This is a genomic window from Chloroflexota bacterium (genome assembly GCA_020161265.1).
Classification (GTDB): domain Bacteria; phylum Chloroflexota; class Chloroflexia; order Chloroflexales; family Herpetosiphonaceae; genus Herpetosiphon.
Window position 1 is genome coordinate 178,527 of the sequence record JAIUOC010000002.1, and the last position, 24,423, is coordinate 202,949.

At 50.5% G+C, this 24,423-nt stretch carries 19 protein-coding genes; 6 read left to right on the plus strand and 13 right to left on the minus strand.

Going from position 1 to position 24,423, the window contains the following annotated elements; translation table 11 throughout:
• The first annotated feature begins 67 nt into the window (after positions 1-67).
• Positions 68-1,201 carry a hypothetical protein gene (locus LCH85_05080; GenBank protein MCA0351350.1) on the plus strand — a complete coding sequence of 378 codons (1,134 nt, stop codon included), beginning with the start codon at positions 68-70 and terminating at the stop codon, positions 1,199-1,201.
• Positions 1,202-1,334: 133 nt separating this feature from the next.
• Positions 1,335-2,786 (plus strand): decarboxylating NADP(+)-dependent phosphogluconate dehydrogenase, encoded by a 1,452-nt coding sequence (gene gnd / locus LCH85_05085; GenBank protein ID MCA0351351.1) that lies wholly within the window; start codon positions 1,335-1,337, stop codon positions 2,784-2,786.
• A 237-nt stretch (positions 2,787-3,023) separates the two neighbouring features.
• Here the strand turns inward: gnd and LCH85_05090 are convergent, their stop codons facing one another.
• Positions 3,024-4,181: a DUF4367 domain-containing protein gene (locus LCH85_05090; protein MCA0351352.1), complete on the minus strand. Its 1,158-nt coding sequence runs from the start codon at positions 4,179-4,181 to the stop codon at positions 3,024-3,026.
• A 121-nt stretch (positions 4,182-4,302) separates the two neighbouring features.
• Positions 4,303-5,262 (minus strand): tetratricopeptide repeat protein, encoded by a 960-nt coding sequence (locus LCH85_05095; GenBank protein ID MCA0351353.1) that lies wholly within the window; start codon positions 5,260-5,262, stop codon positions 4,303-4,305.
• 166 nt (positions 5,263-5,428) lie between these two features.
• Between LCH85_05095 and LCH85_05100 the strand changes: the two genes are divergently transcribed.
• The gene (locus tag LCH85_05100) at positions 5,429-7,390 is read left to right on the plus strand and encodes an acetyl-CoA carboxylase biotin carboxylase subunit (protein ID MCA0351354.1); all 1,962 of its coding nucleotides are present in this window, start codon (positions 5,429-5,431) and stop codon (positions 7,388-7,390) included.
• Positions 7,391-7,433: 43 nt separating this feature from the next.
• On the opposite strand, the gene LCH85_05105 is transcribed toward LCH85_05100, so the two are convergent.
• Positions 7,434-8,384, minus strand: coding sequence for a helix-turn-helix domain-containing protein (locus LCH85_05105; GenBank protein MCA0351355.1), 951 nt, complete (start codon positions 8,382-8,384; stop codon positions 7,434-7,436).
• Between the two features lie 149 nt (positions 8,385-8,533).
• Here LCH85_05105 and LCH85_05110 point away from each other — a divergent pair, with 149 nt between their 5' ends.
• The 3 genes from LCH85_05110 (at position 8,534) to LCH85_05120 (ending at position 11,337) form a co-directional block, all read left to right on the plus strand.
• Positions 8,534-8,764, plus strand: a complete 231-nt coding sequence (locus tag LCH85_05110; protein MCA0351356.1) for a helix-turn-helix transcriptional regulator — start codon at positions 8,534-8,536, stop codon at positions 8,762-8,764.
• A gap of 77 nt (positions 8,765-8,841) precedes the next feature.
• Positions 8,842-10,404, plus strand: a complete 1,563-nt coding sequence (locus LCH85_05115) for a carbohydrate binding domain-containing protein (GenBank protein MCA0351357.1) — start codon at positions 8,842-8,844, stop codon at positions 10,402-10,404.
• A gap of 132 nt (positions 10,405-10,536) precedes the next feature.
• Positions 10,537-11,337, plus strand: coding sequence for a glucosaminidase domain-containing protein (locus LCH85_05120; protein MCA0351358.1), 801 nt, complete (start codon positions 10,537-10,539; stop codon positions 11,335-11,337).
• Position 11,338: 1 nt separating this feature from the next.
• On the opposite strand, the gene LCH85_05125 is transcribed toward LCH85_05120, so the two are convergent.
• The 10 genes from LCH85_05125 to smc form a co-directional block, all read right to left on the minus strand.
• Positions 11,339-12,046: an HAD family hydrolase gene (locus LCH85_05125; protein MCA0351359.1), complete on the minus strand. Its 708-nt coding sequence runs from the start codon at positions 12,044-12,046 to the stop codon at positions 11,339-11,341.
• Complete coding sequence (locus LCH85_05130; GenBank protein MCA0351360.1) at positions 12,028-13,038, minus strand: aminoglycoside phosphotransferase family protein; 1,011 nt, start codon at positions 13,036-13,038, stop codon at positions 12,028-12,030. Before LCH85_05130 ends, LCH85_05125 begins: the two co-directional genes overlap by 19 nt.
• A gap of 396 nt (positions 13,039-13,434) precedes the next feature.
• On the minus strand, positions 13,435-15,795 hold the full coding sequence (locus tag LCH85_05135) for a hypothetical protein (protein MCA0351361.1): 2,361 nt from the start codon (positions 15,793-15,795) through the stop codon (positions 13,435-13,437).
• A 28-nt stretch (positions 15,796-15,823) separates the two neighbouring features.
• Positions 15,824-16,825, minus strand: coding sequence for an ATP phosphoribosyltransferase (gene hisG / locus LCH85_05140; protein MCA0351362.1), 1,002 nt, complete (start codon positions 16,823-16,825; stop codon positions 15,824-15,826).
• Complete coding sequence (locus tag LCH85_05145) at positions 16,825-18,540, minus strand: copper resistance protein CopC/CopD (protein ID MCA0351363.1); 1,716 nt, start codon at positions 18,538-18,540, stop codon at positions 16,825-16,827. Before LCH85_05145 ends, hisG begins: the two co-directional genes overlap by 1 nt.
• Before the next feature lie 254 nt (positions 18,541-18,794).
• On the minus strand, positions 18,795-19,316 hold the full coding sequence (locus LCH85_05150) for a copper resistance protein CopC (GenBank protein MCA0351364.1): 522 nt from the start codon (positions 19,314-19,316) through the stop codon (positions 18,795-18,797).
• Between the two features lie 72 nt (positions 19,317-19,388).
• Entirely contained in the window at positions 19,389-19,790 is a 402-nt protein-coding gene (locus tag LCH85_05155; GenBank protein ID MCA0351365.1) for a hypothetical protein, read from the minus strand.
• A gap of 4 nt (positions 19,791-19,794) precedes the next feature.
• On the minus strand, positions 19,795-20,253 hold the full coding sequence (locus tag LCH85_05160; GenBank protein ID MCA0351366.1) for a cytochrome c: 459 nt from the start codon (positions 20,251-20,253) through the stop codon (positions 19,795-19,797).
• A complete protein-coding gene (locus LCH85_05165) occupies positions 20,243-20,791 on the minus strand; it encodes a hypothetical protein (GenBank protein ID MCA0351367.1) in 549 nt (182 codons plus the stop codon). Before LCH85_05165 ends, LCH85_05160 begins: the two co-directional genes overlap by 11 nt.
• A 41-nt stretch (positions 20,792-20,832) precedes the next feature.
• Positions 20,833-24,411 carry a chromosome segregation protein SMC gene (gene smc, locus LCH85_05170; protein MCA0351368.1) on the minus strand — a complete coding sequence of 1,193 codons (3,579 nt, stop codon included), beginning with the start codon at positions 24,409-24,411 and terminating at the stop codon, positions 20,833-20,835.
• Positions 24,412-24,423 lie beyond the last annotated feature (12 nt).

Genomic DNA, 24,423 nt, shown 5'->3' on the forward strand with positions numbered 1-24,423 from the left:
TAATCAAACCTGTAATGCTATACTAGGAAAATACTGACCAAAGTACTAAACCAATGAGGGAAGAACAATGCAAATCGCCGCATTATTGGCCGAGGCTCGCCATGCCTTGAGTGTAGGAGATCGTGCCAAAGCCAAACAGTTCGCTTCACAAGCTTTGCGACTCGATAGCAAGCACATTGAAACATGGCTTTTACTGGCCGACCTGGTTGAAGTTCCCGCGCAAAAACGCGATTGTTTTCAACGAATTTTGGCCATCGATCCTACCAATACCATTGCCAAACAAGCCCTGAACCAACTTGATGCGCCAGCCCCAGTTGCTGCCGCCAGCTTTGAATTACCCAAATCGGCGTGGTTTGGCAGCAAAGCAACTGAGCCAGAGTTAACCGCCCAAGTTGGTGGTGGGTTAATCACTACGCCATCAATGCCAACAAGCTCAGCCGGCGGGATTCGTCCTTTGGCGCAGGCCCAAGCACCTTCATTGGTCGAGTTGAGCAATACGCCTGCGCTCCCAACTGGCTATGTTCAGCCAATTCAGCCTACCTATAGCCAGCCAAATTATGCTCAACCCAACCAAGCTTTCATCCCACCAGTGGCGAATTATGGCCAAGCTCAGCCACAATATGGTCAAGTGACCTACCCATATGTTGAGCCAAGTGGCGCAGCCAAATTCTTGAAATGGCTAGTTTTTGCAACATTAGGCTTAATAGTAGTTTGTGCAGGGATTGGCTTGATGGTCAATTTTGGCAAAGAGCCACCGCCAACGCCCAAAGTCAGTGCCCAAGATCGCACGACGGCGATGCTTGGTGATACCATGAAGATAATCGTTAATCCCGATTTTTATGATAAAAGCAAACAGAAAGCCATTGTTGAGCCTTATTTGAATAACTATTTTATTGAGGCTGCCCGTACTAATACTGGACGGTTAGACCAAACTGTTCTTGATAGCTTCGATAATGGAGTAGATCAACAGGCCTTTCTTGCGGCTCTGCCTTATATCAAAGATGCCTATGTTACGCCAACCCAATATACGGTAGAATCACAAACGAATGAGATGATTACGCTCAAGTTAATCAGTGGAGATCTTGTATTTACTTTTCATAATGGTAAATTTCTCCAAGTTCCATTAAAAGATACCTACGATACATTTACTTGGGTCAATGATGATGGAAGATGGTATCTTGCTGGGGTAAGTTTAAAATAAGTTAGCCAGAGGCATTATCTATTCTCAATATTGATATAGAATACAATTAAACCATTACTCCGCCCCAATGCTGTGGCTGGTATACTTAAGCGAGAGAGTCGAAGGCCATTCTTTGTGCGGAGGCTTAGAACCCATGGACGCAACAGCCGATATTGGCTTAATCGGGTTGGCCGTAATGGGCCAAAACTTGGTTTTGAACATGAACGACCACGGTTTTGTGGTCGCTGTCTATAATCGCACCACCAGCAAAGTCGATCAATTTTTGGCTAACGAGGCCCAAGGCACCAATGTTGTCGGAGCACATTCGTTAGAAGAATTGGTCAGCAAACTCAAGCGCCCACGCCGCGTGATGTTGATGATTCAGGCTGGCAGTGCGGTCGATGCCACAATCGATCAATTAGTGCCCTTGCTGGAACCTGGCGATATTATTATTGATGGTGGCAATTCGCTGTTTACCGATAGCAATCGCCGCACCGCAGATCTTGAAGCCAAAGGATTGTTATTCATCGGCACAGGGGTTTCGGGTGGCGAGGAAGGTGCACGCCATGGCCCTTCGATTATGCCTGGTGGTTCGCCCGCCGCATGGCCGCATGTACAGCCAATTTTCCAAGCCATCGCGGCCAAAGTTGATGATGGCTCGCCATGTTGCGATTGGGTTGGTGAAGGCGGCGCTGGCCACTTCGTCAAGATGGTGCACAACGGCATCGAATATGGCGACATGCAATTGATTGGCGAAACCTACGATGTTATGCGCTCGTTGGGCTTGAGCGCCGACGAGATGAGCAGCGTGTTTGGCGAATGGAACGAGGGCAAACTCGATTCATATCTGATTGAAATTACCCGTGATATTTTAGCCTTCCGCGATAGCGATGGCGCACCGTTGGTCGATAAGATTTTGGATAGCGCTGGCCAAAAAGGTACAGGCAAATGGACAGTCGTTTCTGCTTTGGATAATGGTATTCCGCTGACGTTAATCGGCGAAGCCGTGTTTAGCCGCTTTTTGTCGGCACTCAAAGATGAACGGGTGCACGCCGCCAGTGTGATCAGCGGGCCAGCCGATCAGCCAAACGTTGATCGCGCCGCCTTGGTCAACGATCTGCGCGAAGCCTTGTATGCAGCCAAAATCGTTTCATATACGCAAGGCTATATGTTGATGCGAGCCGCCGCCAAGGAACAAGGCTGGAATCTCAATTATGGCGGGATTGCTTTGATGTGGCGTGGTGGCTGTATCATTCGCTCGGCCTTCTTGGGCAAAATCGAGGAAGCCTATCGCAATAATCCTGAATTGGTGAACTTGTTGCTCGACCCTTATTTCAGTAACGAAGTGCAGCAATCGCAAGCCGCTTGGCGACGAGTGATTGCCCACGCCGTCCTCGCAGGCATTCCAGTGCCAGCCTTATCGAGTGCCTTGGCCTTCTTTGATGGTTATCGCACCGGCAATTTGCCAGCCAACCTGTTACAAGCCCAACGCGATTACTTCGGTGCACACACCTACGAACGCATCGATGCTGAGCGTGGCAAGTTCTTCCATACCAACTGGACAGGCAAAGGCGGCACGACAACTGCCGGAACGTATCAAGCCTGATACAAGGATGAAGTATGAGGGATGAAGGATGAAATCTCTGTTGATCTCCATGAATATTTAAGATTAATGGTCATGGGGGATGAATGTTCAGCTTCAGATAGCTAAGGCTTATTCATCCCTCATCCTTCATCCTTCGGTATGCATAGTATGTTAGGATTAACCAAATTCAGCCATTGATCAAAAAAGGCGTGCCCAACACTTGGTTGAGCACGCCTTTTGGTTGAGAGTAATCGACAGTTACTTGAGGCTTTCGGCAATCTTGGTGGCTTGTTCGCCATCGATGTTGCCAGTAATCACGAAGGTTACATCGCCTTCTTGCCAGGTCAACACCACACCAACATTGCCACGGCCTTCGATCAAGGTGCCTTGAACGCCACGGACAGTTACTTCAGTGCCGCCACGTTGAATCTTAGCATCTGGATCATCACCTTTGGCTTGAACCAAGGTCCATTCCACATCAGCGCCAGCGTAGGTTTGAATTACGGTGGTGGCTTTGGCAAGGGTCAACAATTGAACATCGCTCAAGGTTGTGCCCAAGGTTTCGTTGGGAGCCAACAGTTCGAAGCCTGCTTGCGCCTTAGCTTCGTCCAAGGTCAAATCGGTAGCTGGAGCAGCTTGTTCCATTTCCTTGATCATATCGGCGATCTTGACGATTTCGGCGTTAGCTGGTGGCTGAGCGCTGAAAATCGCCATATCGATACCTTTATTGACTTCAAGGGTTTCAGCGGCAAAGCTGACATTGCCCATATCTTTGGCATCAAGCACAAACTTGACTGGCATCCAATTGGTATCTTCCAACCAAACGTTGATGTCAACCAACAAATCGATTGGCAATTGTTGTTGGGCATCTGATTTTGGCGCAATGCTAACTTTGTAGGTATTGAAACCAGCAACTTTTTCTTCGCCCAAAATCGTGATCGTCAAGGCATCCAAGCCTTTTTCAACGACACCTTGCAATTGGCCGAGCATTTCGGTTTGGTCCATGCGACCGCGACCACCTTGGCCTTGCTCTTGATCTTGTTGGCCTTGGCCCATTTGCGATTCGCTCAACTCAGCGGCGGTACCAACATAGGCTTTATTTTCAGCGGGGTCGTAGAACCAGCCTTGCGTACCATCAGTCACGACTTCAGCGCCAACCATCTTGGCATCGTTGGCATCAAGAATTTTAGCGCGGAAGGCTTTGATTTCATTGCCTTCAGCATCTTTGTTGCCAGTTTTGCTCGACCAAACTTCGGCCTTGATAAAGCCAGTCGCTTGATCCGAGGTGTAATCGACGCGCATAATTGCATGAACATTGTTGGTATTGGCTTGGCCTTCCCGAATTTTGGTAACGATGTTTTCAGCCGTGATATCTTCTTGACCACAGCCTGCTAACACCATTGTTAACACGAGCATCAAGCTCCACATTCGCTTGAACATTTGATTCCTCCTAGCAGTATTGAACGGTTTTATAGTAGCACGGCCCCTGGTTACAAACTAGGTCAGCGATGTAATAAAATGATGAACAGCTATTAACTCACCAAATCCATGCCGCAACCAAACTAGCTGCCCAGAAACAAAACCAAATCAAGCTGGCTTGAGTCATTTTGGCACTCGTCATCCGATCAAGCTCTAAGCCTGGGATAGCGGGCCGTAGGAGTTGGGTCATTAAATTAAACACGCTCCAAGCAACAATCAATAATTGGGCCAAGCGCAAAACCGCCAGCCATGGATCACCCCACCAAACGCCGAGCAAACCCACGCCAATTCCTGCAATCAGCAACAAACTACTACGCCAAAGCATGGCGCTCAGCAAGGCCAAATAGGTTGTTCGACCCAAGGTTTCGTGCTGAATCCGGCTTTGGTTGTTTAATAATAGCCACCATGCTGGTAGTTGAATAATTGCAATAATTAGCCCCAGTTGCAGCACCACGCCAATCGCTTGCACCAAGCTTTGTTGCGCTAAATTGGGTGCACGCAACAGCAACATATGCACAGCCACCAAACCTGACCAAAGCCCAATATAGCCCCAAGTCGTGCGTTGATGGCCTTGCAAAACATCTTGCACCGCTCCCGATTCGATCATCGATTCAGGGCGTGGACGCGGCATGGCCACATTGCGAGCACGTGGACGCGGCTTGGTTGGTTGTTTTGGGGTGGCAGGGGTTTCCAGTGGTTCGGTTTGGCTAGGAATCGGCTGGGTGGGCGTGCCCAATGGCTTGGTTTGGTTGCGAAAGCGCTGCTCGGCCAGCTCAGCAAAATCTTCCAAGGCCGAAAGTGCGAGTTGATTGGTTGGATTAATCGCCAGCACCCGATCTAAGCAATAGCGCATTTTATCGGCAGAATCAACCACGCCGCTCAGCCAGAGCCATGCTTGCTCATGGTTGGGGTCGTGTTGCACAATGTTGCTCAACAATTTTCGCGCTTGTTCAGTATTACCTTGATTGGCCGCCGCTTTGGCTAAGCGCAACAATTCATCAATCGATTGTTCGGTCATGCTACTTCCTCAATATTAACAAGCCTATTTTAACCGAGGTTGACAGCACAACGCACAAGCATCAAGGCTGTATAATGGTAACAACCACTGATCAACGCTATCAATGGCTGCATTTGTCGTAAATGATGCAAGCATGTGCCTGCATCGCTAGTGCGGAGTGTCAACGGTGACCTACTTCGACTCTTTGTTAATTGCCAATCGGGGCGAAATTGCGGTGCGGGTAATTCGGGCTTGCCGCTCATTGGGCATCGAAGCAATCGCGGTCTATTCCGATGCCGACGCACGCGCCTTACATGTGCGCGAGGCTGATCGGGCGATTCGCATCGGCCCAGCTGCCGCCGCTCAATCGTATTTGAATATCGAAGCAGTGCTAGCCGCTGCCCAACAAACTGGAGCACAGGCGATTCACCCAGGCTATGGCTTTCTCTCAGAAAACGCCAATTTCGCCCGAGCCTGTAACCAAGCAGGCATTGCCTTCATCGGTCCGCCCGCTGAAGCCATCGAAGCCATGGGTTCGAAAAGCGCCGCTAAACGCCTCGCCGAATCGGTGGGCGTGCCAACCGTGCCAGGCTACAACGGCGACGATCAAAGCGAACAACGCTTGTTGGCCGAAGCCGAACGGATTGGCTTTCCGTTGCTGATCAAGGCTTCGGCTGGTGGCGGCGGCAAAGGGATGCGCAGCGTGCATCGGCTTGCTGAATTTTCAGCGGCCTTGGCAGCAGCGCAGCGTGAAGCCCTTGCCGCATTTGGCGATCAGCATGTTTTGCTCGAAAAGCTGATTGAACGCCCACGCCATATTGAGTTTCAAATTCTCGGCGATCAACATGGCACTATGCTGCATCTTGGCGAACGCGAGTGTTCGATTCAACGCCGCCATCAAAAAGTGCTCGAAGAATCGCCCTCAATTGCATTAACCCCAGCATTACGCGCTACGATGGGCGCGGCGGCTGTGCGTTTGGCGCAAGCCGTCAATTATTACAACGCTGGCACCCAAGAGTTTATGCTCGATGCCAATGGCGAGTTTTATTTTCTCGAAATGAATACCCGTTTGCAAGTTGAGCACCCCGTGACCGAGTTGGTGACAGGCTTGGATTTGGTGCAATTGCAAATTGCCATCGCCGCTGGCCAGCGGTTGCCCTTTGCTCAAGCTGATATCCAGCAAACTGGCCATGCGATCGAAGTCCGCTTGTATGCAGAAGATCCAGTGCAAATGTTGCCTTCAATTGGCCAACTTAGCAGCTATACGCCACCCGAAGGCCCAGGCATTCGACTTGATACTGGGGTCACAGTTGGCGATCATGTCACAATTAATTACGATCCAATGCTGGCCAAGTTGATCGTGTGGGGCGAGCAGCGTGAGCAGGCGATTGCCCGTTTGCGCTATGCCTTACAACATTTCGAGGTTGCTGGCGTTACCACCAACATCCCATTGTTGCAGGCGATTATTAACACGCCAGCCTACCATTCCGGAGCCACAACCACCGATTTTCTGCAAACCCATGCAATTAGCGAGCAATTGCAACATCGTCAGTTGCCGCCCAATTTGGCTTTGGCAGCCAGAGCTTTGTTTGATTTAGAGCCTGATCCTGATGCCGCGTTGGTTGGTGACCCTTGGAATGTGCCATGGCGGGCAGCCCATATGCCGCATCAACTACGCTACCAAAGCAACGATCAAACCGTGCCGATCAAGGCGCAACCGCAAGCGCCCCAAGCATGGCTGGTAACGATCAACGATGAGCAACTTGAGATTGTGGTTTTGCGTCGCCATCTCAATCGCATGGTTGTGCGGGTAGCCGATCGAATTTATCAATGCCAACTTGAGCAGGATAGCTTGATTTGGCAAGGCGTTGGTTACCAGATTCAGCCTGCTGCCGCTCCCAGCCTCGACCAAAATAATGGACACAAAGGCGATGCCAGCCTTGAAGCGCCCATGCCAGGCACAATTATCAAACTGCTGGTAGCCGAAGGCGAGCACGTTAGTGCAGGCCAACCATTGCTGATTATGGAAGCCATGAAGATGGAGCACACCGTGACCGCGCCCTACGCTGGCACTGTCGCCAAACTGCCCTACCGCCAAGGCCAACAAGTCAGCGGCGGGGTGGCGCTAGCCGAAATTACTGCTGAGTAATTTAACTGCAACTCCTTTAATCAATCAAGATTAAAGGAGTTGCTTAACTTTTTGGTGGCACAAGTACTTTAAATTCTCTAAACCGACATTGAACCGGTAATTTACCACCAGTCACGATCCCAACATCGATGCGCGAATGGCTTAATCGTGGTATTTGACCGCGCCATACCAACTGATCATTGACAAAAAAGTGATGCTCTTGGCCTAATACTACCATTGATAATGTATTAGGTTGGCGAATTTTGATTGCTGGATGAAAACTACGGTCATAATACACCGCCCAATGATCTCCGCCGTTGCGTGTTTCACAAATTGAAAACATACCCACATCATCACGAATTCGAAACATCCCATGGCTTAGATCGCACAATTCCTCAAAGAAAATACAATAACCGTCTTCTTCATTATTAGCAGGTGTTAAACGTTCAGCTATCAGCGAAACGTAATAATGTTCAGGTGTAAAACAAGGTGAATCGCCACCCAAATACACATTCGTATGAAAATGACTATAGGCAGTCAGTTGATAGGTTTGATCAACAAATTCCCGCTCCAAGCGACAAACTCCATCATCACGCCAACCAAGTCCCCAATGATGCCCATTCTGCACAAAATCATCATAAAAATAAGGTTGCCATGTTGCCTTTATCCTGCGCAAATCGATCGATCGTGCTTTAACGGCTGCTGAAGGAACAACATGTTCCCAAACTTTGTTCAGTTCAAATTCTTGAATGGCACTAACTGGAGTTTGATAACGCACCCATGCAGGGTTGATACAGTAAAACAACACATCAGCTTCAAAGGCCGTTAAATAGAGCTCGGCGGCAATTTTCTCAATTTGCCGAATATACCGTGGGCGAAATTTCCCGGTAAACCAATTATTCATGGTGGTCAGTGAGACCCCAACCTGCTCAGCGAGGCGTGCTTGGGTAAGCGTTTCATCACCATGCAAGATAAAAAAAGCTCGCAACAACTCGGCAAACGAATGGCGCGACATTTGTACGACCTTTCATTGACTTTGAAAAATACACAAGTGGCAGCATTAGATCAATGCTACAGTTTCCAACGAGCTCAATTCACCGATAGATCTATCGAATTTCACTTAGTTGGTATTGATTAGCTAACAATGTATTGGAGTACCTTGTCATGAACCAATTAACCAAACGTGAATTCGAGGTTGCCGAGTTATTGAACCAAGGGTTGTTAAATCGTGAAATTGCAGCCCAGCTCTGTGTCAGTGAAGTAGCCATTGAGCAGCATTTGACTAGGATTTATCGCAAGTTGGCTGTTCGCAATCGGGTCGAAGCAGTTCTAAAATTACGCGGAATGCAGCAAGAATGTATGGCTTCCCATAGTATACAAGATCTTTCGCACTAGCTACACTAAACCCATCGCAGCATTACCACCACATTACAGCCACAGCTACTTTTTTCAGTGTTTTGGAGGATCACTGTATGGATGTTGGAGCAAGAGCGTTCGGCGTTTTGGGATTGATGAGCTTACTGTTGAACTTAATCAGCATGCCCTTCGAATCAGGGGCAATTCAGCCCAACCTGCATTATTCAGTGCCAAGCGGAGACCACACCAAGAGCGAAAGCTTAAACACAACATCGCAAATAGCTCTCGCCAACCCTTCATTTGAAAATGGCTTCGAAAACTGGTTTCGCAATGGGCCATGCAATACCGTTACCTATTCAGGCTCGGCCCTGCATGGCAATTGGTATCTAGCGAGTAATCGCAACGGCACTGAAGCCTGTAGCTCGATCTATCAAGATAAGACCTATTCAGTTCAGAATTCCGAACACTACCGTTTGGCAGTTTGGGTGCGTTCAGCAAATGGTACACCACTCTATGGCACGGTTGCGTTGTGGGGGCTTGGTCAAAACCCAAATCAGAATGCAAAAACCCATTTCAACACTGCTGGCACCGGCTGGCAATGTGTCGAGACTATATTCAAGCCAGAAGAAAATCATACATCGTTGCGAGCTGAGTTCTATGTGCGCTCACTGAATGGTGAGTACCATTTTGATAATGTCATGCTAAGCAAAGAATCATGGAGCGATGAGCCAACATCACTTTGCCCCAACATTCCGCTACAAAATCCATCGTTTGAACAAGGGACGCAAGGCTGGTCGGCATCCGCACCATGTTATATCGGTACAGCCTCTGACTATATGACTGAAGGTACATATTATCTTGTGGCCAATCGCAATGGTTCGGAAAGCTGCTACTCAGTTTCACAAGATACAAGCTATCCTATCAAAGCTGGGCGAATTTATCGGGTTGCAACATGGGTTCGTTCGCCAAGTGGCGTACCACTAAATGGTACAATTGCTTTGTGGGGGCTTGGTCAAAACCCAAATGAAAATGGCTCTGCAAATTTCACCGTTTCAGGCATAGGTTGGCAATGTGTCGAAGCGGTTTTCCGCCCAAATAATAATCATTCAACCTTTCGAACTGAGTTTTATCTCAAATCAATGGGCGGTGATTATCATTTTGATGACGTTATCGTCAGGGAGCAAGCAACATCACTTTGCCCGACGATTCCACTGCGCAACCCATCGTTTGAGCAAGGGATTGAAGGCTGGTCAGCATCTGCTCCTTGTTATCTCAATCGCGGCACAAACGCAGCCTTTGATGGAACTGGCTATCTCGTAGCTAATCGCAATGGTTCAGAAAGTTGCTACTCAGTTTCCCAAGATACGCGAGACATTCAAACCATGCACTATGGGGTTGGAGGCAATCATACGTATCGTCTAGCAGCATGGGTTCGTTCACCAAGTGGTGCAGCATTGAATGGAACTCTCGCTTTGTGGGGGCTTGGATGGAATCCCAATGAGAATGCATCCACAAATTTCATCACTACCGGCACAGGCTGGCAATGCGTTGAGGTGATTTTCCGACCAGTCTATGATCATCTGGACTTTCGGGCCGAGATTTACCTCAAATCGATGAATGGCGATTATCATTTCGATGGAATAACGATTCGCGAACAAGCAACTCCGCTTTGCCCTTAAATTCTACACCCTAGTCATCATCAATCCTTACGAGCGTAGTTGAAATATACTACGCTCGTTTTGTGGCTAGCCAAAGCCTCAACCAGCAGCTATACTAGCGCCAAGCGTCTGGATTGAACGGAGGTTGCAACGATGGCCTTAACCTTTCAAACCGCCCCACGCATTTCGCAAGCAGAGTTTCGGCGCGTGCTCGAACGTGGCACAGAGCTTGGTCGCTCGCCCGTCGCCCCTTTTGCCGATGAGTGCTACCAAATTATTGTTGGCTATGGCTTAGATCCAGCGGTGGCGCTCGGTTTTTTCGCCCACGAATCGCAATTTGGCCTCGATGGTGTTTCAACCAAAAGCCTCAATTGGGGCAATGTTCGCACGCCTTACGATCCCAAACGCGCTGCCGGAACGGTGCAAAGCGCTAGCGGCCATGGCGAATTTGTCTGTTTTCGTTCGTGGCAGGATGGGTTACGCGATTGGTGTGAGCGGATTCTCAATCGTTATATCAAAGAACGTGGCCTAACCACGGTCGATGCGGCGATTCCGGTCTATGCTCCTTCATCCGATGGCAACAACGAAAAAGCCTATATCCAGCATGTTGAACGATTGGTAACTCGTTGGCAGGCGGAAGATCCCCAGCCTGTGGTAGTTTCAACAGGAGGTCCAAGCGTGGCTGAATTACAAGATGCCTTGATGGTCGCAGCGTTCGAGGCGGTTGGCGCAACCTATCATCCCGAGTGGGCTTTTCATCAATATGCCATGAACGAGGCCAAGGCTGGGCGGTTTCTTGGCTCGCCACTCGGCGAAAGCAAACGGATCACGGTTGGCGGCCAGCAATTTTCGGTGCAAGTCTTTGCGCTCGATACACTCTACACGCCGATTGGCAACCCTGAGAGCAGCACCAACTGGAGCGATATTCGGCGGCTCAGTGCTTTGCTCAAGTAAGCTAGAAGTTCGCAATCAAATGCAGCGCAAACCGCATGAGATCAGGCACAATCAAATCGGGAGTATGCTGCGAGGCTTCGGTGGTGGCTTGCGGGCGTTTGACCAAGGCCGCCCGTAAGCCTGCCAACTGCGCACCTTGCACATCACGAAACAGATTATCGCCAATATACCAAGGATGGTTGGCCGGAGTTTCGACTTGGGCTAAGGCATGAGCAAATAAACGCGGGTCGGGCTTACGATAGGCATAATCTGAAGAAATCACGATTGGGTCGAAATAGTCCAGAATTTCTAATTCAGCTAATTCAGCCAGGGCAATCACTCGCTGCGCATCAGAAACAATGCCCAAGCGATAGTGCCGATGTAATATTCGCAAGGCTTCTTTGGTATCAGGGAAAAGCTGGAGATGCTTGATGCTCAACACGCGTAATAATTGGGTGATACTGACCGCCTCAGTCGGATCAAGCCCAAATTCATCAAGCAACGCAGCCCAAATTGCCTCAGTTTGCCATTCGGGGTAAGCTTCGTGGGCTGGCAAATTGGCTTGCATCGCCGCAAAATAGCGCTTATGTAAACTATCGGCGCTACAAGCCACACCACGATAGCGCAACCACTGCGCTAAGTGCTGCCACAACGCTGGCTGATGCTCGTCGGTATGCACATCAACCAGCGTGCCATAAATATCAAACAATACTAGCGGACTACCAGGCATGCCTGTGCCTCCGCAACCAACCGTTGACGATATTCCCAGCTAAACCATTCGTTGCGAGCAATCCGCAACAAATAGCAGCCCATATAAAATTGGCCACGTTGGGTAAAGGCGGCAAATTCCTCTTGATCAAAATCGCTCAACAAACCATAGCGATCATAAACCCGACGAATTAACCACTCAGCAGCGGTTGGATCGCCGGTGGCATTGAAGAAGGCATGCTTCAATTCAGCCACCATACAGCCAATATCAATCGCTGGATCATCGTGGCGGGATCGCTCCCAATCGATTAATGCAAGCTCTTCCGGAGCAGTAAAGAGCATATTGGCCGGAGTTGCATCGCCATGAATCATCGAACGTAGGCCTTGATGCAGCATACCGCCGGCTTCCCAATGCACTTGGAGCATGCGTAAATTGGCCAACGCTGTATGATTGAGCAATTCTTGTTCGCGCAATTGGCGCAACAATTTTTCCCAATATTCCCAAGCATTGGTCACATCAATTTTATCGGTGGTGGCAGTTCGACGGTGCAAGGTGGCCAACCAACCAGTAATCGTATTGACATAGGCCATCAATGGGCCAAGGTTGCGGGTTTGCAGGGTGGTTTCGAGAATTGTGCCCCAACTTTGGCCTGGCAACCATTCAGTGATCAACAGCAGGCGCTCAGGGTCGGTGGCCAATGGGCGCGGCACCAAATAGGGGGCTTGGGCAAAACCCAGCGCGTGCAATTGCGCCAGCGTCGTGGCTTCGCGGTTCAACAATGTGCGTGAGTAGGTGGGCAAAAACCGTCGGCCATCTAAGCCAGTTTTATGCTCAAACGACTTAATGACCACGTGTACTCCGCTATGGGCTTCATGCACCCGTTGCACGCTGGGAGTATTCATAATTGGTTCGACATTGAACGTTGGATGTAACGTGAAAATCCCTAAACTTGGCAGGGCTTGATCACGTAGCGCAGGAAATGCGCGATGATCTGAGAGCAGCATGATCGTCATCGTTCGCCCGCTCCTTCCTTTATACGAGTTCCACCACCATCGGTTGGGCGGCTCACATTGCCGCTAGTGGGGAATGGCTAGAATGTGCAGAACCTAGCTAAATTCAAGTTTTGCAAATATTCACCTATTCAGCAATGGTTGAATAGTCCTTGCTTCCTCACAGATAGTTAGGCCTTTTTAATTTGTGTAAACGTTTACAAATACTAACATAGCTAGCTAGCATTGTTAATCACAGTCAAGGGAGTAGAAATAGGTGATTCGTTATCCTATGTTAAGGTGATTAACGATCCCCTGTAGGAGTTATTAATCACCTCACTTGACCACAGTTAACATTAACAAAAACTAACTATTAGACCACGATTGGCAGTTTAAATTTGATTTCTCTCGCGAGGCAGTTTATTCGACCGCGCCGTGCAATTTATGAGCTGATTTACGCGCAATCAGTTGTAATGGCACGAGTTCTGTAAAGAGAAAACGAAAACTTCCGCAGCGTTCGAGCATTTGGGGGCCGTAGAGTGCCAATACCCAGCGCCAATAGGCCGATAAGCCATGTTGCTCGCCATTACGCACTTCGCCACCTCGCGCAATAAAATCATCGGTCAATGATGTCAATACACTGTTGGCTTCTGGCTCGCTTGCCGCAAGTTTTTGCAACCAATGGCGATAAAACTTGCGCCATGGATTATCGTTTTGTTGCCACCATGCCAAGCGTTCGCTTGGCACGTTTGGTGCTGTAGCTTCTTGCCACGCTTGCTGGTAACTATGAGCAATAATCAACGGTTGTTGAATACCCAAGCCGCCAGCAGTGATTGGCCAATGAAACCAACCTTCGGGCAAACTAACGCTGTTGTTCAAACGCTGGTGAATCAAATCGCCAACATAGGCGACCATGCTGCCTTGCTGAATGATCTGTTGACCATAGCGCCATAAGGTTGTACGCACTTGCTCACGATGACTGGCTCCAAGGTTGACCCGCAGACCAATCGCTTGGCATAGGTAGGTACAAGCGCCATTATACACCTCAATTTTATTAAGAATTGCAGGTGTATTGGTGATCGTCTGGGCAGTTTGGTTAATATATTCGCCAATCAGACTATGATCAAGTTGCCATGTGCCTTGAGCATCAAGCGTCAAAAAGAGCCAATGTGGCGCTTGTTGTGGTAATTCGCTGGGTAATTGGCCATTAATTGCCATTGCACCAGTTTTTTGCTCATTCAGATTCAGGCCACAGCTAGCACACCAGGTTTGCAGTGCTTGCCATGCTTTGCGCATTTCATCAGGATCGGTGGCGATAATTGTTAGATCATCGACAAAGCGCACGATTTGCACATGGGCATGCAACTCAAGATATTGCTCCATTAATCGCAACACTAACTCGCCTAAAATGTCTGAAATTGGACGATGATTGGGGATGCCAACCCGCTGCTGGGTTGCTTGCTGATTGACCTGCAACGGCACTGCCATATATTCAGCAAAAAAGCCAATTTGCTGCTCGCTCAAGCCCATGCGCTGCAACACATCGAGCACAAATTGTTGATTGAGCGACGGATAGTAGTCGCGGAAATCAGTTTTGAGCACATAGATGGCTTGGTCGGGTGTGGCATGCAGGCCAAGCTGAATTTCGGCATTAATCAAGCGTAATGCAACTTCGAGATTATGCTCATAATTGCTATCATACTCGGCCAATTGGCTCCATTGCTGCAAGCGAGTAATTTCAGAAGCTCGACTGGCAAAAATCGAATGCGGATTGCCATACAATTCAAGCTGTTCAGCAGCATCAATTGCGAGCGGGCGGCGCAGGGTGTGCCACAAATTAACGCTTTTGGAAACTGCATAGCTTTCGGCAATCAGCTTATTCAAATCGCGATCATAGCCACGCTCTTGGGCGATGCGCTTGAGTTTTTTCAAGGGCAATGTGCTGTTAACCCGACAGAATTTGGCAAAATACTCTTGCCAATGCTCAGCAACGACGTGATGCAAACAGGCAGTCAGCAAATCTTCTTGCAAAAATAAGCGCCATTTAGTTCGCGCAAATTGGGCAACCGCCGTAACTCCGGCCTTGGGCCAGCGCCAATCGGCCAACTGGGCACGCACAATCATCAAGGCATCGGCCAATTCTTTGCGCATAATCGGATCGCCCAAAATCTGACGAGCCTCAGACCGAGTAGCGGTGCTGTAAAAACTATCTTTAGCAATCCGCCGCAAAATCGCGCAGAGTGTATCGCTATCAATTTCATCAGGCTCAGCCTGTAGCGCTTTGCTCAATTCGCTGCGAGTTTCAAGATCAAATTGATCATGAAAGATGGCATCAAGCACCGCCCCATGCTGGGTCGCCATGCTTGGCTGATTAATTTGGGCAACGAGGCTTTGGGCCTGCTCCGGGTAGCTCACCGCCACTTCAGCATGATCAAGCCATTCTTGAAATAGTGCGCCGAAAATCGAGACTAATTCGGCTCGTAGTTGGCCGCTGGCCAGTTCGCGCTCTAACTCAGCCGACCACCAAGCGGTTAATTCGCTGCTCGCAGGCGTAGCCGGATCGCTCAATAAACGCATATTGGTGATGCTTGGGTGCAGCGGCTGTTTGGCAAAGGTTAATTGCTGGAGCTGCTCGTGAAGCAGGTTAATCCGAGCATGGGGTTCTTCAATTGTGGCTAAATGTTGGCTAATTTCGGAATAGGTTGCAAGGGCTTGCTCACGTTGCAAGCCCAGCTCGCGCAATTTAATCGCAGTTACCAATTGTTCACTTGCAGTTAACATCAGTGCCTCCAGCGTGGAGCACCTTCTGCTAGCTTTTGTGCATCAACTCGCTCAATGCGGCAAAACTTTGGGAACGTTCGGCAAAAACATAGTGGACTGGCAAAACCGTAATGCCTGTTGAGCCAATCGAACGCAAATGATCGATCGCTGGCAAAATGTTGGCGCTATCGACGACCAACGACACCGCGTACCAGCCTTCACCACCATCGCGACTCCAAACTGGCGAAACAGTTGGGCCTTGCAATCCTGCCAAGGCGGCATGGGCTACCACTCTGGCCCCAACATCGGCGACATCGGAACCTGGCACGTTGGCAATCAACGAAACATAGGTTTTAGCGCGATGGCGAGCTTCGATCAACTCTAAAATCGATTGGACAACCCGTTGTTTTTGCGAACTTTCCCGTAGCGACCGTCGGTTGGCGATTAATGCAGCTTGCGCTTGCAGAATCGTGCCTCCTTGAATCATTTTGAGATGATTATCGCGTAGGGTTGTCCCAGTGGCTGTCAAATCAGCGATGATATCGGCATATCCTAACGAAGGCGCGGCCTCGGTTGCCCCTTGCGAGTCGATCAGCGCAAAAACATTGATGCCTTGCTGATGACACCATTGGCGTACCAAATTGGGAAACTTGGTGGCGATCCGCAATTGGCGGCCAGCCCGGGCATACTCCGCCGCTAAATCGGCCACATCACGCCATGAGGTTACGTCAATCCAATGATCGGGCACGGCCAGCACTAAATCGCAGTAGCCAAAGCCCAAATCTTTATAGACCACCACTAGATCATCGCTCTCGCCGCCTAGCTCCTCGACCAAATCATAGCCACTTACGCCCAAATCAATCGAGCCATCGGCGACTTTCTCGACAATATCAGGAGCGCGATGCAGCAACACTTCAACTTCGGGCAGCGTTTTGATCGAAGCTGTGTAGCGGCGCGGATTGGGCCGCGAAACTTTCAGGCCACAGCTTTCAAAAAAGCGAAACGTATCATCAGCAAGAGCACCTTTGGAAGGCACAGCAAAACGTAGCATTAGCGCGTTATCTCCACAGTCCATTCAGCAGTTACGTCGGGCAAATTCAAACGACGCACCTGCATTTCGATCTTCCAGCGCCCAACCAAGCTTAACGCTCCTGAGGTCGCGGTAAAACGTCCATCAGCAGCAGGTTCAAGAATTGCCACTTGTTGGCCAGCTTCGAGATCAAGCGATTCAAAGCGTAAGCGTACTCGATCTGGGCGAATTACGCCATTCGCATCGCGGACGGTTGCACTAAATTGGCGCTCACCTGGCCGATTATCATCAGTATCGAGGGTCATGGTTAAATCTTCGCGCTGCGCTGTTAGATAGAGCGGCTGGGCGACCCGTGGGGTTGGCGTTGGCAAGGTTGGCAAGGCTGTGCCGCCAGCACTAGGAGCAGCTTTGACTGGATGCGGCGTTTGGGTCAAAGCACTAGCAACCAGAATCACCCCAATCGCCAAAGCACTTTCCAAGCCTAGGGTCAGGCCAATTTTGACCACAGTTGTTTGATCTTTGGCAGCTTGCAAGCGGGGATTGAGCTTGCGCCAATGCCAAAAACCGAGCAACAAAGCCGCCAGCATCACCGCCAACTTGATCAACAAGGTCTGGCCGTAGCGCGATTCCCACAAGCCTGCCAAGGTTGGCAATTGATCAAAGGTACGCATCGTGCCAGTCAACACAACCATCGCAATGCTAAACAAGGCCAACGGACTGAATCGGGCAATTAGCCAAGCCAAAGCACTGTTGCGTAGCGCCACCTCAGTTTTACGAAGCACCCAAGCACTCAAAGCCATCCCAATCAAACCACCAAACCAAACCGCCGCCGTCAGCATATGCATCCAATCTGAGGCCACCGGCGTGATTGGGTCGTCGATGTTGGCCGCCGCATGACCGCTCATACTAAATGTTAACAGGCTTAAACTCGCCAAAGCCAAAGCAGTATAGCCCATTGGTTTTTGGTAAGCAGCCAAGAACGTCAGCGGAATTAACAGTGTAATCGCAACCAAGCGAATCAAAGCCAACACGCCCCAACGGCTAATCGCCATCGAAGAAAGCACATCGGCATATTGAATTGAGGCTAAACTACCATCACCAAAATCGCTGGCCCGTACCACAAATTCCCAAACCGAGCCAATCAATAACAAAACCAAACTCAACTGGGTCAACCAAATCGTTGGGCGAACCAGCAAAGGCAAACGCGATTCAGGATTATGTTGAATTGCAGGCAATAATAAAATCAACAACCACGCCAAACCGCCAATCGCGCCTAAGCCGCCAGTTAAGGCGATTGAGCGCCCGCTGACTACACCCCAATTCAAGCTAGCGTTGGCGGTTGCGCTAACTTCAACCGAGGGCGCAGTGGGAGCAACCCCAGTGCCAATGCTAAACAGCAACGAGCCAGCCGAACGATGGCCATCGGCGGTCGAAAGCACTTTGTAAATTAAGGTATATTCGCCAGGCCGCAGCTCAGCAGGCAAGGCCACCTGCATACTATCGGCAGCAGGAAACTGGGTTTGCGGTAGGCCAATTGGCTGCGATTGCTCATTGTAGAGCGTCAGCGAGCTATAACTACGATCAAGCGGCTCGCTAAATCGCAACACAACCTCAGCAGGTGCAACATCGAGCACCGCCCCATCAACAATGCTGCTTTCGATAACCAAGGCATGAGCTGCCGCCACGCTTGGCCATAAACACAGCACAAAGAGAGCTACAATTAAAATCCGCTTCATAGCTATTGTTCCTTAAATCTAGTAGGGGTCGGGGGTCAGGGGCTGGGGATCAGTATCCTGTACAATTCCAACACCCAATCCCCAATTCCCAAAAGCCAATAGCCGCAGTTTGATTGGTGGTCAGGGGCTGGGGATCGGTTACTTGTTCATTCCCTAGAGTTTTAGCCAAGCCCCAACAACCGATCCCCACTCCTCTATAGCAAAAAAGCGTGCTAGGCCGCAACCTAGCACGCTTAATCGCTCAAACTACAGGCTTAGGCACGAACTGAGCGGCGGCGCAAAGCCACGCCAGCAACCATAAAGATAATGATTGCAGCCACGAGCATGCCAAGATTGAAGCCATTGCTGCCAGTTGCTGGCAAGCCTGGGGTATGATGATCTGGCTCGGCGGGGGTTGGCACAGCAGCATCGCCCACAGCAAAGCCAATTGAACCTGTTACTTCGTGACCATCGCTACCAACCACCGACCAACTAACGGTATAGCTGCCAGTGCCCAAGCCCGATTTCAACGAAACGCGCATGGTTTTGCGCTCAAGATCAGCCAAATCGACCCGACCATCGCCGGTATCAACCACCGTGCCATTGGCATCGGTAACGCTTAATTTCAAGCCTTCGGATTCCAATTCGTCGTTGAAGGTCAGCACGACTTCGCTTGGAGCAGCGGCCAACTTCGAGCCATCGGCAGGCGTTGAGCTAGCCAATTTGGAGTGCGCTGAGCCAACGCTAGGCTGAGCAAAAATAATAACTAAGGCCAATAATGCAATTAAACGTTTCATTCTGTAAATCCTTGATTGCAGCAGATCACAACGATCTACCAAAGAATGCCAAAACCGATCAAACGAATGAGATTAAGCATTACAACCAAGGTAACGTGGTGGTGGGGCAAGTGGACGCTCGATCCATGAACGCCCAATATAGCCGAATTCGCGGTAGATCCAACGGGCAATTCGGATTGAGCCAAGCAAAATCAACAAGGTTGCTAAAGCCAATGGCACTTCATGGCCTCGCTCTAGCACGCCTGAGGTAAACGGCGCAGGTTGGAGATGTTGAAAATCATCAATCACAACCGGAATTTGCATTTGGTGATGATGATGCCCGTGATGGGCGATTAATGGATTATCAGCTTGAATCACGGCACAATAGACAATACAAGCCAGCGCAATCCCATGGGTGAGGATCAAGCCACATAGGCTGCCAGCGATCGGCAGCCATGCCTGTTTGTTGGTTAATTTGTGCCAGTACTGCTTCATGAATTTATTGCATCAAGGTCGGAGTTGGCCCCGGCGAGATCAAACATAATTGGCGTTGCTCGGATAGTTTACCCGGCCCCCACCATGCTTTCACTCGGGCGATGATCGTAATTATTTCTTCTTCGCTGAGCTGCGAGCCAAAGGCCGGCATTGAATTTTTGCCATCACGAATCAGCGAAATTAATTCCCAATCGGGGTGCGAATAAGCATGCATGCCATCGTTGAGCGCAGGAAACGGCCCCATACCCTCGCCACCTTGGCCATGACAATTGGCACAATATTGGCCAAATAAGGCCTGACCACTGGCTAGTTTTTCGCCAAATGCTGGCTCGATATAGGGCACGGCTGGCTCGCCTAGGGTAAGTGTTGCTTGCTGAACCGCCTCACCACAAGCAATTAAACTAGGAATTCCTAATGTTAACAACAGGGCAATTAGCCGCCACCGATTGAGTTTATGTTGCATGGGCATCCGACTCCATCGCCGCCTGGCGCAGCATACGATTGCGCAGCGCTGCCAAGGTAATTAAGATAGCTAGCACAATAATAGGTGCCATGTAGAGAATTACGTTGAGCCAGCGCATAATGCCACCAGCAACATTGACGGTTGTGCGAAATTCTTGGGTTTGGCCAGCCTCGCTGAAACTCATCAGAAATTGCCAATCGCCGCTGCTCGAAAAATCGAGGTCATGCGAACCATAAATTGCATCTTCTGGGCGACTTTCGGGCGCAGGCGTGTAGCGAAATTCTTGACCATCAGGGTCAATCAACACCAATGAAATCGCTTCAACAGGCAATGCGGCATAATCGCTGCTGTTACGCACCGCAATACTGGCATCGCCACGGCCAACGCTCATTGGCGCAGGAGCCAACGAAACGACCACAAAATATTGATTTCGCGTCTCATTGATGATGTAATTGCCGCCATGAGCTGCTGCTAGATCTGTCCACCACAAACTAGCTAGCACCACCCAACCAACGAGGAAACATAGGCGTTTCAGCATAGAGTGTATCACAATCTTTGGCCGGATAGTGTGGTAGTTTCTTAACCAACTGTCTCAACAATTCGCACTGCCCCACCATCATCGACCAACTGATCAAGGCGAATCGACAACACTTTGGAAGCCCCATCAGGATTCATCGTAACGCCATACAAGGTCGAAGCCGCTTCCACAGTACCACGGTTATGCGTCACCAAGACAAACTGGGTCTGTTGACTCATCTCGATTAATTGTTCACGAAGTCGCACAACATTGGCTTCGTCCAAGGCTGCGTCAACTTCGTCCATCACACAAAACGGCGTAGGATTAACTTTCAACAAGGCCACCAACAGCGCCACGGCGGTCAAGGAACGTTCGCCCCCAGAGAGCAAGGAGAGCGGTTGGCGGCGCTTGCCTGGTGGTTGGGCAATAATATCAATGCCACTTTCGCTGCTATTGGGGTCGTTCAAAACAAGCTGAGCCGTACCACCACCAAATAAACGGGTAAATGCTAAGCTAAATTCCTCAGCCACGGCGCTAAATGTTTGGGCAAAACGGCTATTCATGGCCGTTTCAAGCTCGTTAATCAACTCACGCAAGCCATCAGCCGCTTGGCGAATATCGCTGACTTGACCTGTTAAGAATTGATTGCGTTCGCCAAGCTCAGCATATTCTTGCGGCGCAAGTGGGTTAATCGTGCCCATTCGCCGCAGTTTATTGCGCAACTGATCAATTTGCTCATTCAAGGCTTGGGCCGATAATTCAGCCTGCTCAGCCTCAGGCGTTTGGCTCAAATCCAATTGCTCAATATCAATGTTCTCTTCGGCGCAACGTTCCCACACATGGTCGCGGCGGGTATTGGCCGTTGCCAATTGGCTTTCAGCTCGACTAAGGCTGGTTTGCGCTTGAACAAAGGCCTGCGAGGCTGCCCGTTCTTGCAATTCGGCGTGTTGTAGCGCCAAATTTGCCTGATTCAAGCGTTCGAGCAGCGGGGCTTGCTCGGCATAAACGGCCTCACGTTGCAGCTGGGCTTGCTGACGGCGTTCGGCTACAAGCACGCTTTGGGCTTCAGCCAAGGCCAATTGTTCAACCAACTCGTGCTGGCGTTGTTGATCCTCACGGCTACGCCGCACCAAGCCATCAATCACCTGTTGCTGATCGCGTTGGGCACGCTGAGTCGCCTGCAAGGTTGCATCGCTGGAGACAATCGCCGCCCGTGCTGCCGCAACTCGCTCCTCGCTCGCCCGGCTGGCCGCCGCAGCAGTTTCGGCTTGCTCGCGGGCGGCAACAACCAAACGTTCATGCTCAGCAACATAGTTTTGCGCCTGCTCAATTGCGGTTTGGCTGGCGGCAAGTTGCTCGGCAAGGCTGGCTTGCTCTTGTTGAACATTATTGCTGCGCAGCTGTTGCCATTGTTGCTCTTGCTCAATTTGCTGAAGGCCACGTTGACGTTGGGCCAAACTATCACGAGCTTTTTCCATGGTGGTGCGATGGCTGCGGCGGGCCTGATCGGCCTCGCGAACTGCTTTTTCAGCATTGCCAATTGCAGCAATCACCTGCTTGAGCTGTTGTTCATGCTCGGCGAGTTGTTGTTGGGCAGTTTCAAGTTGGGCGGGCAATTCGCGCAATTCGCGTTCGCGGCGCAAGGTACCAGCCTCACGAGTTCTAGCGCCACCAGTCATCGCCCCCGATGAGCCAACCTGTTCGCCACCAAGCGTCACAATCGTCCAAGCGCCATCAAGTTCGGCCAAAATACGCCGTGCCGTAGCTAAATCTTCAACCACAATTGTGCGCCCAAGCAGATGTTGCACTGCTCGTTCATAGGCCTCGGCATAGTTCACCAACTCGCTGGCAAGCCCTAAAACCCCTTTAGATTGGGGAATGCGGCTTGGGCGCGGCGTGCGCAGCGTATCGAGTGGCAAAAAGGTGGCGCGGCCCGCATCAGTGCGTTTAAGTTCAGCAATCGCGGCTTCGGCAGCTTCCCAATTGGGCACGATAATATTTTGCAAGCGAGCACCCAACGCCACTTCCAAGGCCGTTTCTAACTCGGCAGGCACTTCAATCACGCTGGCAACCACGGCAAATTGCTGGTGCTGCTTTTCGGCCCATTGCAAAGCCGCCCGAACGCCAGTAAACATGCCAGCTCCGGCAGCGGCAGTGCGGCGCAAGGCATCCAAGCGACTATGCAAGGCATCGGCTTCACGGCGGGCATAGGCCACAGCTTCTTCCTGCTCACGACGCAGATTACGGGCTTCCAACAAGCTTTTTTGAGCAGCCTCTTCATTGGCTTGGGCTTGGTTAAACTCAGCTTCGGCCTGTTGATACAGCTGTTGGGCTTGTTCAAGGTTAGTTTGGGCTTGCTGAATGCGTGTTTGGCTAGCGGCAAGCTGCTGTTGGTTGGTGGTTAATTCATTGGCCAACGCTTGCCAACGCTCTTGCTGCAATTTGGCTCGTTGCTGAGCTTCGTTCAGGCTTCTGGTTGCTTGTAAAGCAGCTTCTTGGGCTTGTTTAAGGGCTTGGTCAGCCTCGCGGCGGGCGGCAATTGTGGCCTGTTCGCCAGCCTCAATCGTAGTTAAGGCTTGGCGCTGCGCAATCAACGCAGCTTGGGCTTGGGCAGCCTGTTCAGCTAACTCAACCGCCCGCGCTTGGGCTTGGGTTTGCTCTTGTTCTAGGCTTTGCTGACGCTCGTGGGACTCAGCGCGACGAGTGATCAGCGCTTGTTGACGCTCGGTCAGCACCGCCCATTCACGCTCCACGGCTTCCCATTCACGCTCAAATTGGGCTAATTGCTGGTGTTGTTGCTCAACCAATTGCTGCTGCTGATCGCGCTGCTGGCGTAATGCACCAAGCTGTTGCTCAGCTTGAGCCTGGCCAACGTGAGCGCGAGCTAGAACGTTCTCGGCCTCAGCAAAAGCAATTTCGGCTTGAGCAACCAAGCTTTGGGCGGCCTGCCACTGGCGACGATAGGCAATCAGCAGGGCTTGCTGCAAGGCGGTTTCAATTTCATGAACCTGCTCAGCCTCACGCGCTTGGCGGCGCAGCACCTTCAAACGTGGCTCGATCTCAGCCAAGGTATCCAAAATGCGGCCCAAATTGTCTTCGGTTTGTTTAAGGCGACGCTCAGCCTCGGCGCGTTTACTGACCGAAAGGCTAATCGCGGCGGCATCTTCGAATAAGCTACGACGCTCTTCGGGACGCAAGGTCAAGGCAGCATCAACCAAACCTTGATTGATCAGGGTATAACTTGAAGCCAAGGGCGATGTGGCTTCTTGAATATCGCGCAACCGCACTTTATTTTTATTCAAGAAATATTCATTCTCGCCAGAGCGAAACGAGCGGCGCGTGATTGTGACTTCGTTGAAATCGAGCGGCAACGTGCGATCGGTATTATCGATCGTCAGAGCAACTTCGGCCATACCTTGGGCGGCACGTTTGCCACCGCCGCTATAAATCAGATCTTCGGTGCGGCGACAGCGCAAAGCCGAGAAACTTTGTTCGCCCAGCACCCAGCGAATCGCATCGGTAACGTTGGATTTGCCCGAGCCATTTGGCCCAACAATTGCCGTCACGCCTAGCGGAAACTCAATCACTGTGCGATTGGCAAAGGTTTTAAATCCCTGAATTTCAAGTCGTTTGAGATACATTCAAAGCCCTAC

Excerpts from the sequence above, each read along its gene's own strand:
- LCH85_05105 (MCA0351355.1), bottom strand. The coding sequence starts at position 8,384 with ATGTCGCGCCATTCGTTTGCCGAGTTGTTGCGAGCTTTTTTTATCTTG.
- LCH85_05080 (MCA0351350.1), top strand. The coding sequence starts at position 68 with ATGCAAATCGCCGCATTATTGGCCGAGGCTCGCCATGCCTTGAGTGTA.
- smc (MCA0351368.1), bottom strand. The coding sequence starts at position 24,411 with ATGTATCTCAAACGACTTGAAATTCAGGGATTTAAAACCTTTGCCAAT.
- LCH85_05130 (MCA0351360.1), bottom strand. The coding sequence starts at position 13,038 with ATGACGATCATGCTGCTCTCAGATCATCGCGCATTTCCTGCGCTACGT.
- LCH85_05090 (MCA0351352.1), bottom strand. The coding sequence starts at position 4,181 with ATGCTCGTGTTAACAATGGTGTTAGCAGGCTGTGGTCAAGAAGATATC.
- LCH85_05125 (MCA0351359.1), bottom strand. The coding sequence starts at position 12,046 with ATGCCTGGTAGTCCGCTAGTATTGTTTGATATTTATGGCACGCTGGTT.
- gnd (MCA0351351.1), top strand. The coding sequence starts at position 1,335 with ATGGACGCAACAGCCGATATTGGCTTAATCGGGTTGGCCGTAATGGGC.
- LCH85_05145 (MCA0351363.1), bottom strand. The coding sequence starts at position 18,540 with ATGAAGCGGATTTTAATTGTAGCTCTCTTTGTGCTGTGTTTATGGCCA.
- LCH85_05165 (MCA0351367.1), bottom strand. The coding sequence starts at position 20,791 with ATGCTGAAACGCCTATGTTTCCTCGTTGGTTGGGTGGTGCTAGCTAGT.
- LCH85_05135 (MCA0351361.1), bottom strand. The coding sequence starts at position 15,795 with ATGTTAACTGCAAGTGAACAATTGGTAACTGCGATTAAATTGCGCGAG.
- LCH85_05120 (MCA0351358.1), top strand. The coding sequence starts at position 10,537 with ATGGCCTTAACCTTTCAAACCGCCCCACGCATTTCGCAAGCAGAGTTT.
- hisG (MCA0351362.1), bottom strand. The coding sequence starts at position 16,825 with ATGCTACGTTTTGCTGTGCCTTCCAAAGGTGCTCTTGCTGATGATACG.
- LCH85_05115 (MCA0351357.1), top strand. The coding sequence starts at position 8,842 with ATGGATGTTGGAGCAAGAGCGTTCGGCGTTTTGGGATTGATGAGCTTA.
- LCH85_05095 (MCA0351353.1), bottom strand. The coding sequence starts at position 5,262 with ATGACCGAACAATCGATTGATGAATTGTTGCGCTTAGCCAAAGCGGCG.
- LCH85_05150 (MCA0351364.1), bottom strand. The coding sequence starts at position 19,316 with ATGAAACGTTTAATTGCATTATTGGCCTTAGTTATTATTTTTGCTCAG.
- LCH85_05155 (MCA0351365.1), bottom strand. The coding sequence starts at position 19,790 with ATGAAGCAGTACTGGCACAAATTAACCAACAAACAGGCATGGCTGCCG.
- LCH85_05160 (MCA0351366.1), bottom strand. The coding sequence starts at position 20,253 with ATGCAACATAAACTCAATCGGTGGCGGCTAATTGCCCTGTTGTTAACA.
- LCH85_05110 (MCA0351356.1), top strand. The coding sequence starts at position 8,534 with ATGAACCAATTAACCAAACGTGAATTCGAGGTTGCCGAGTTATTGAAC.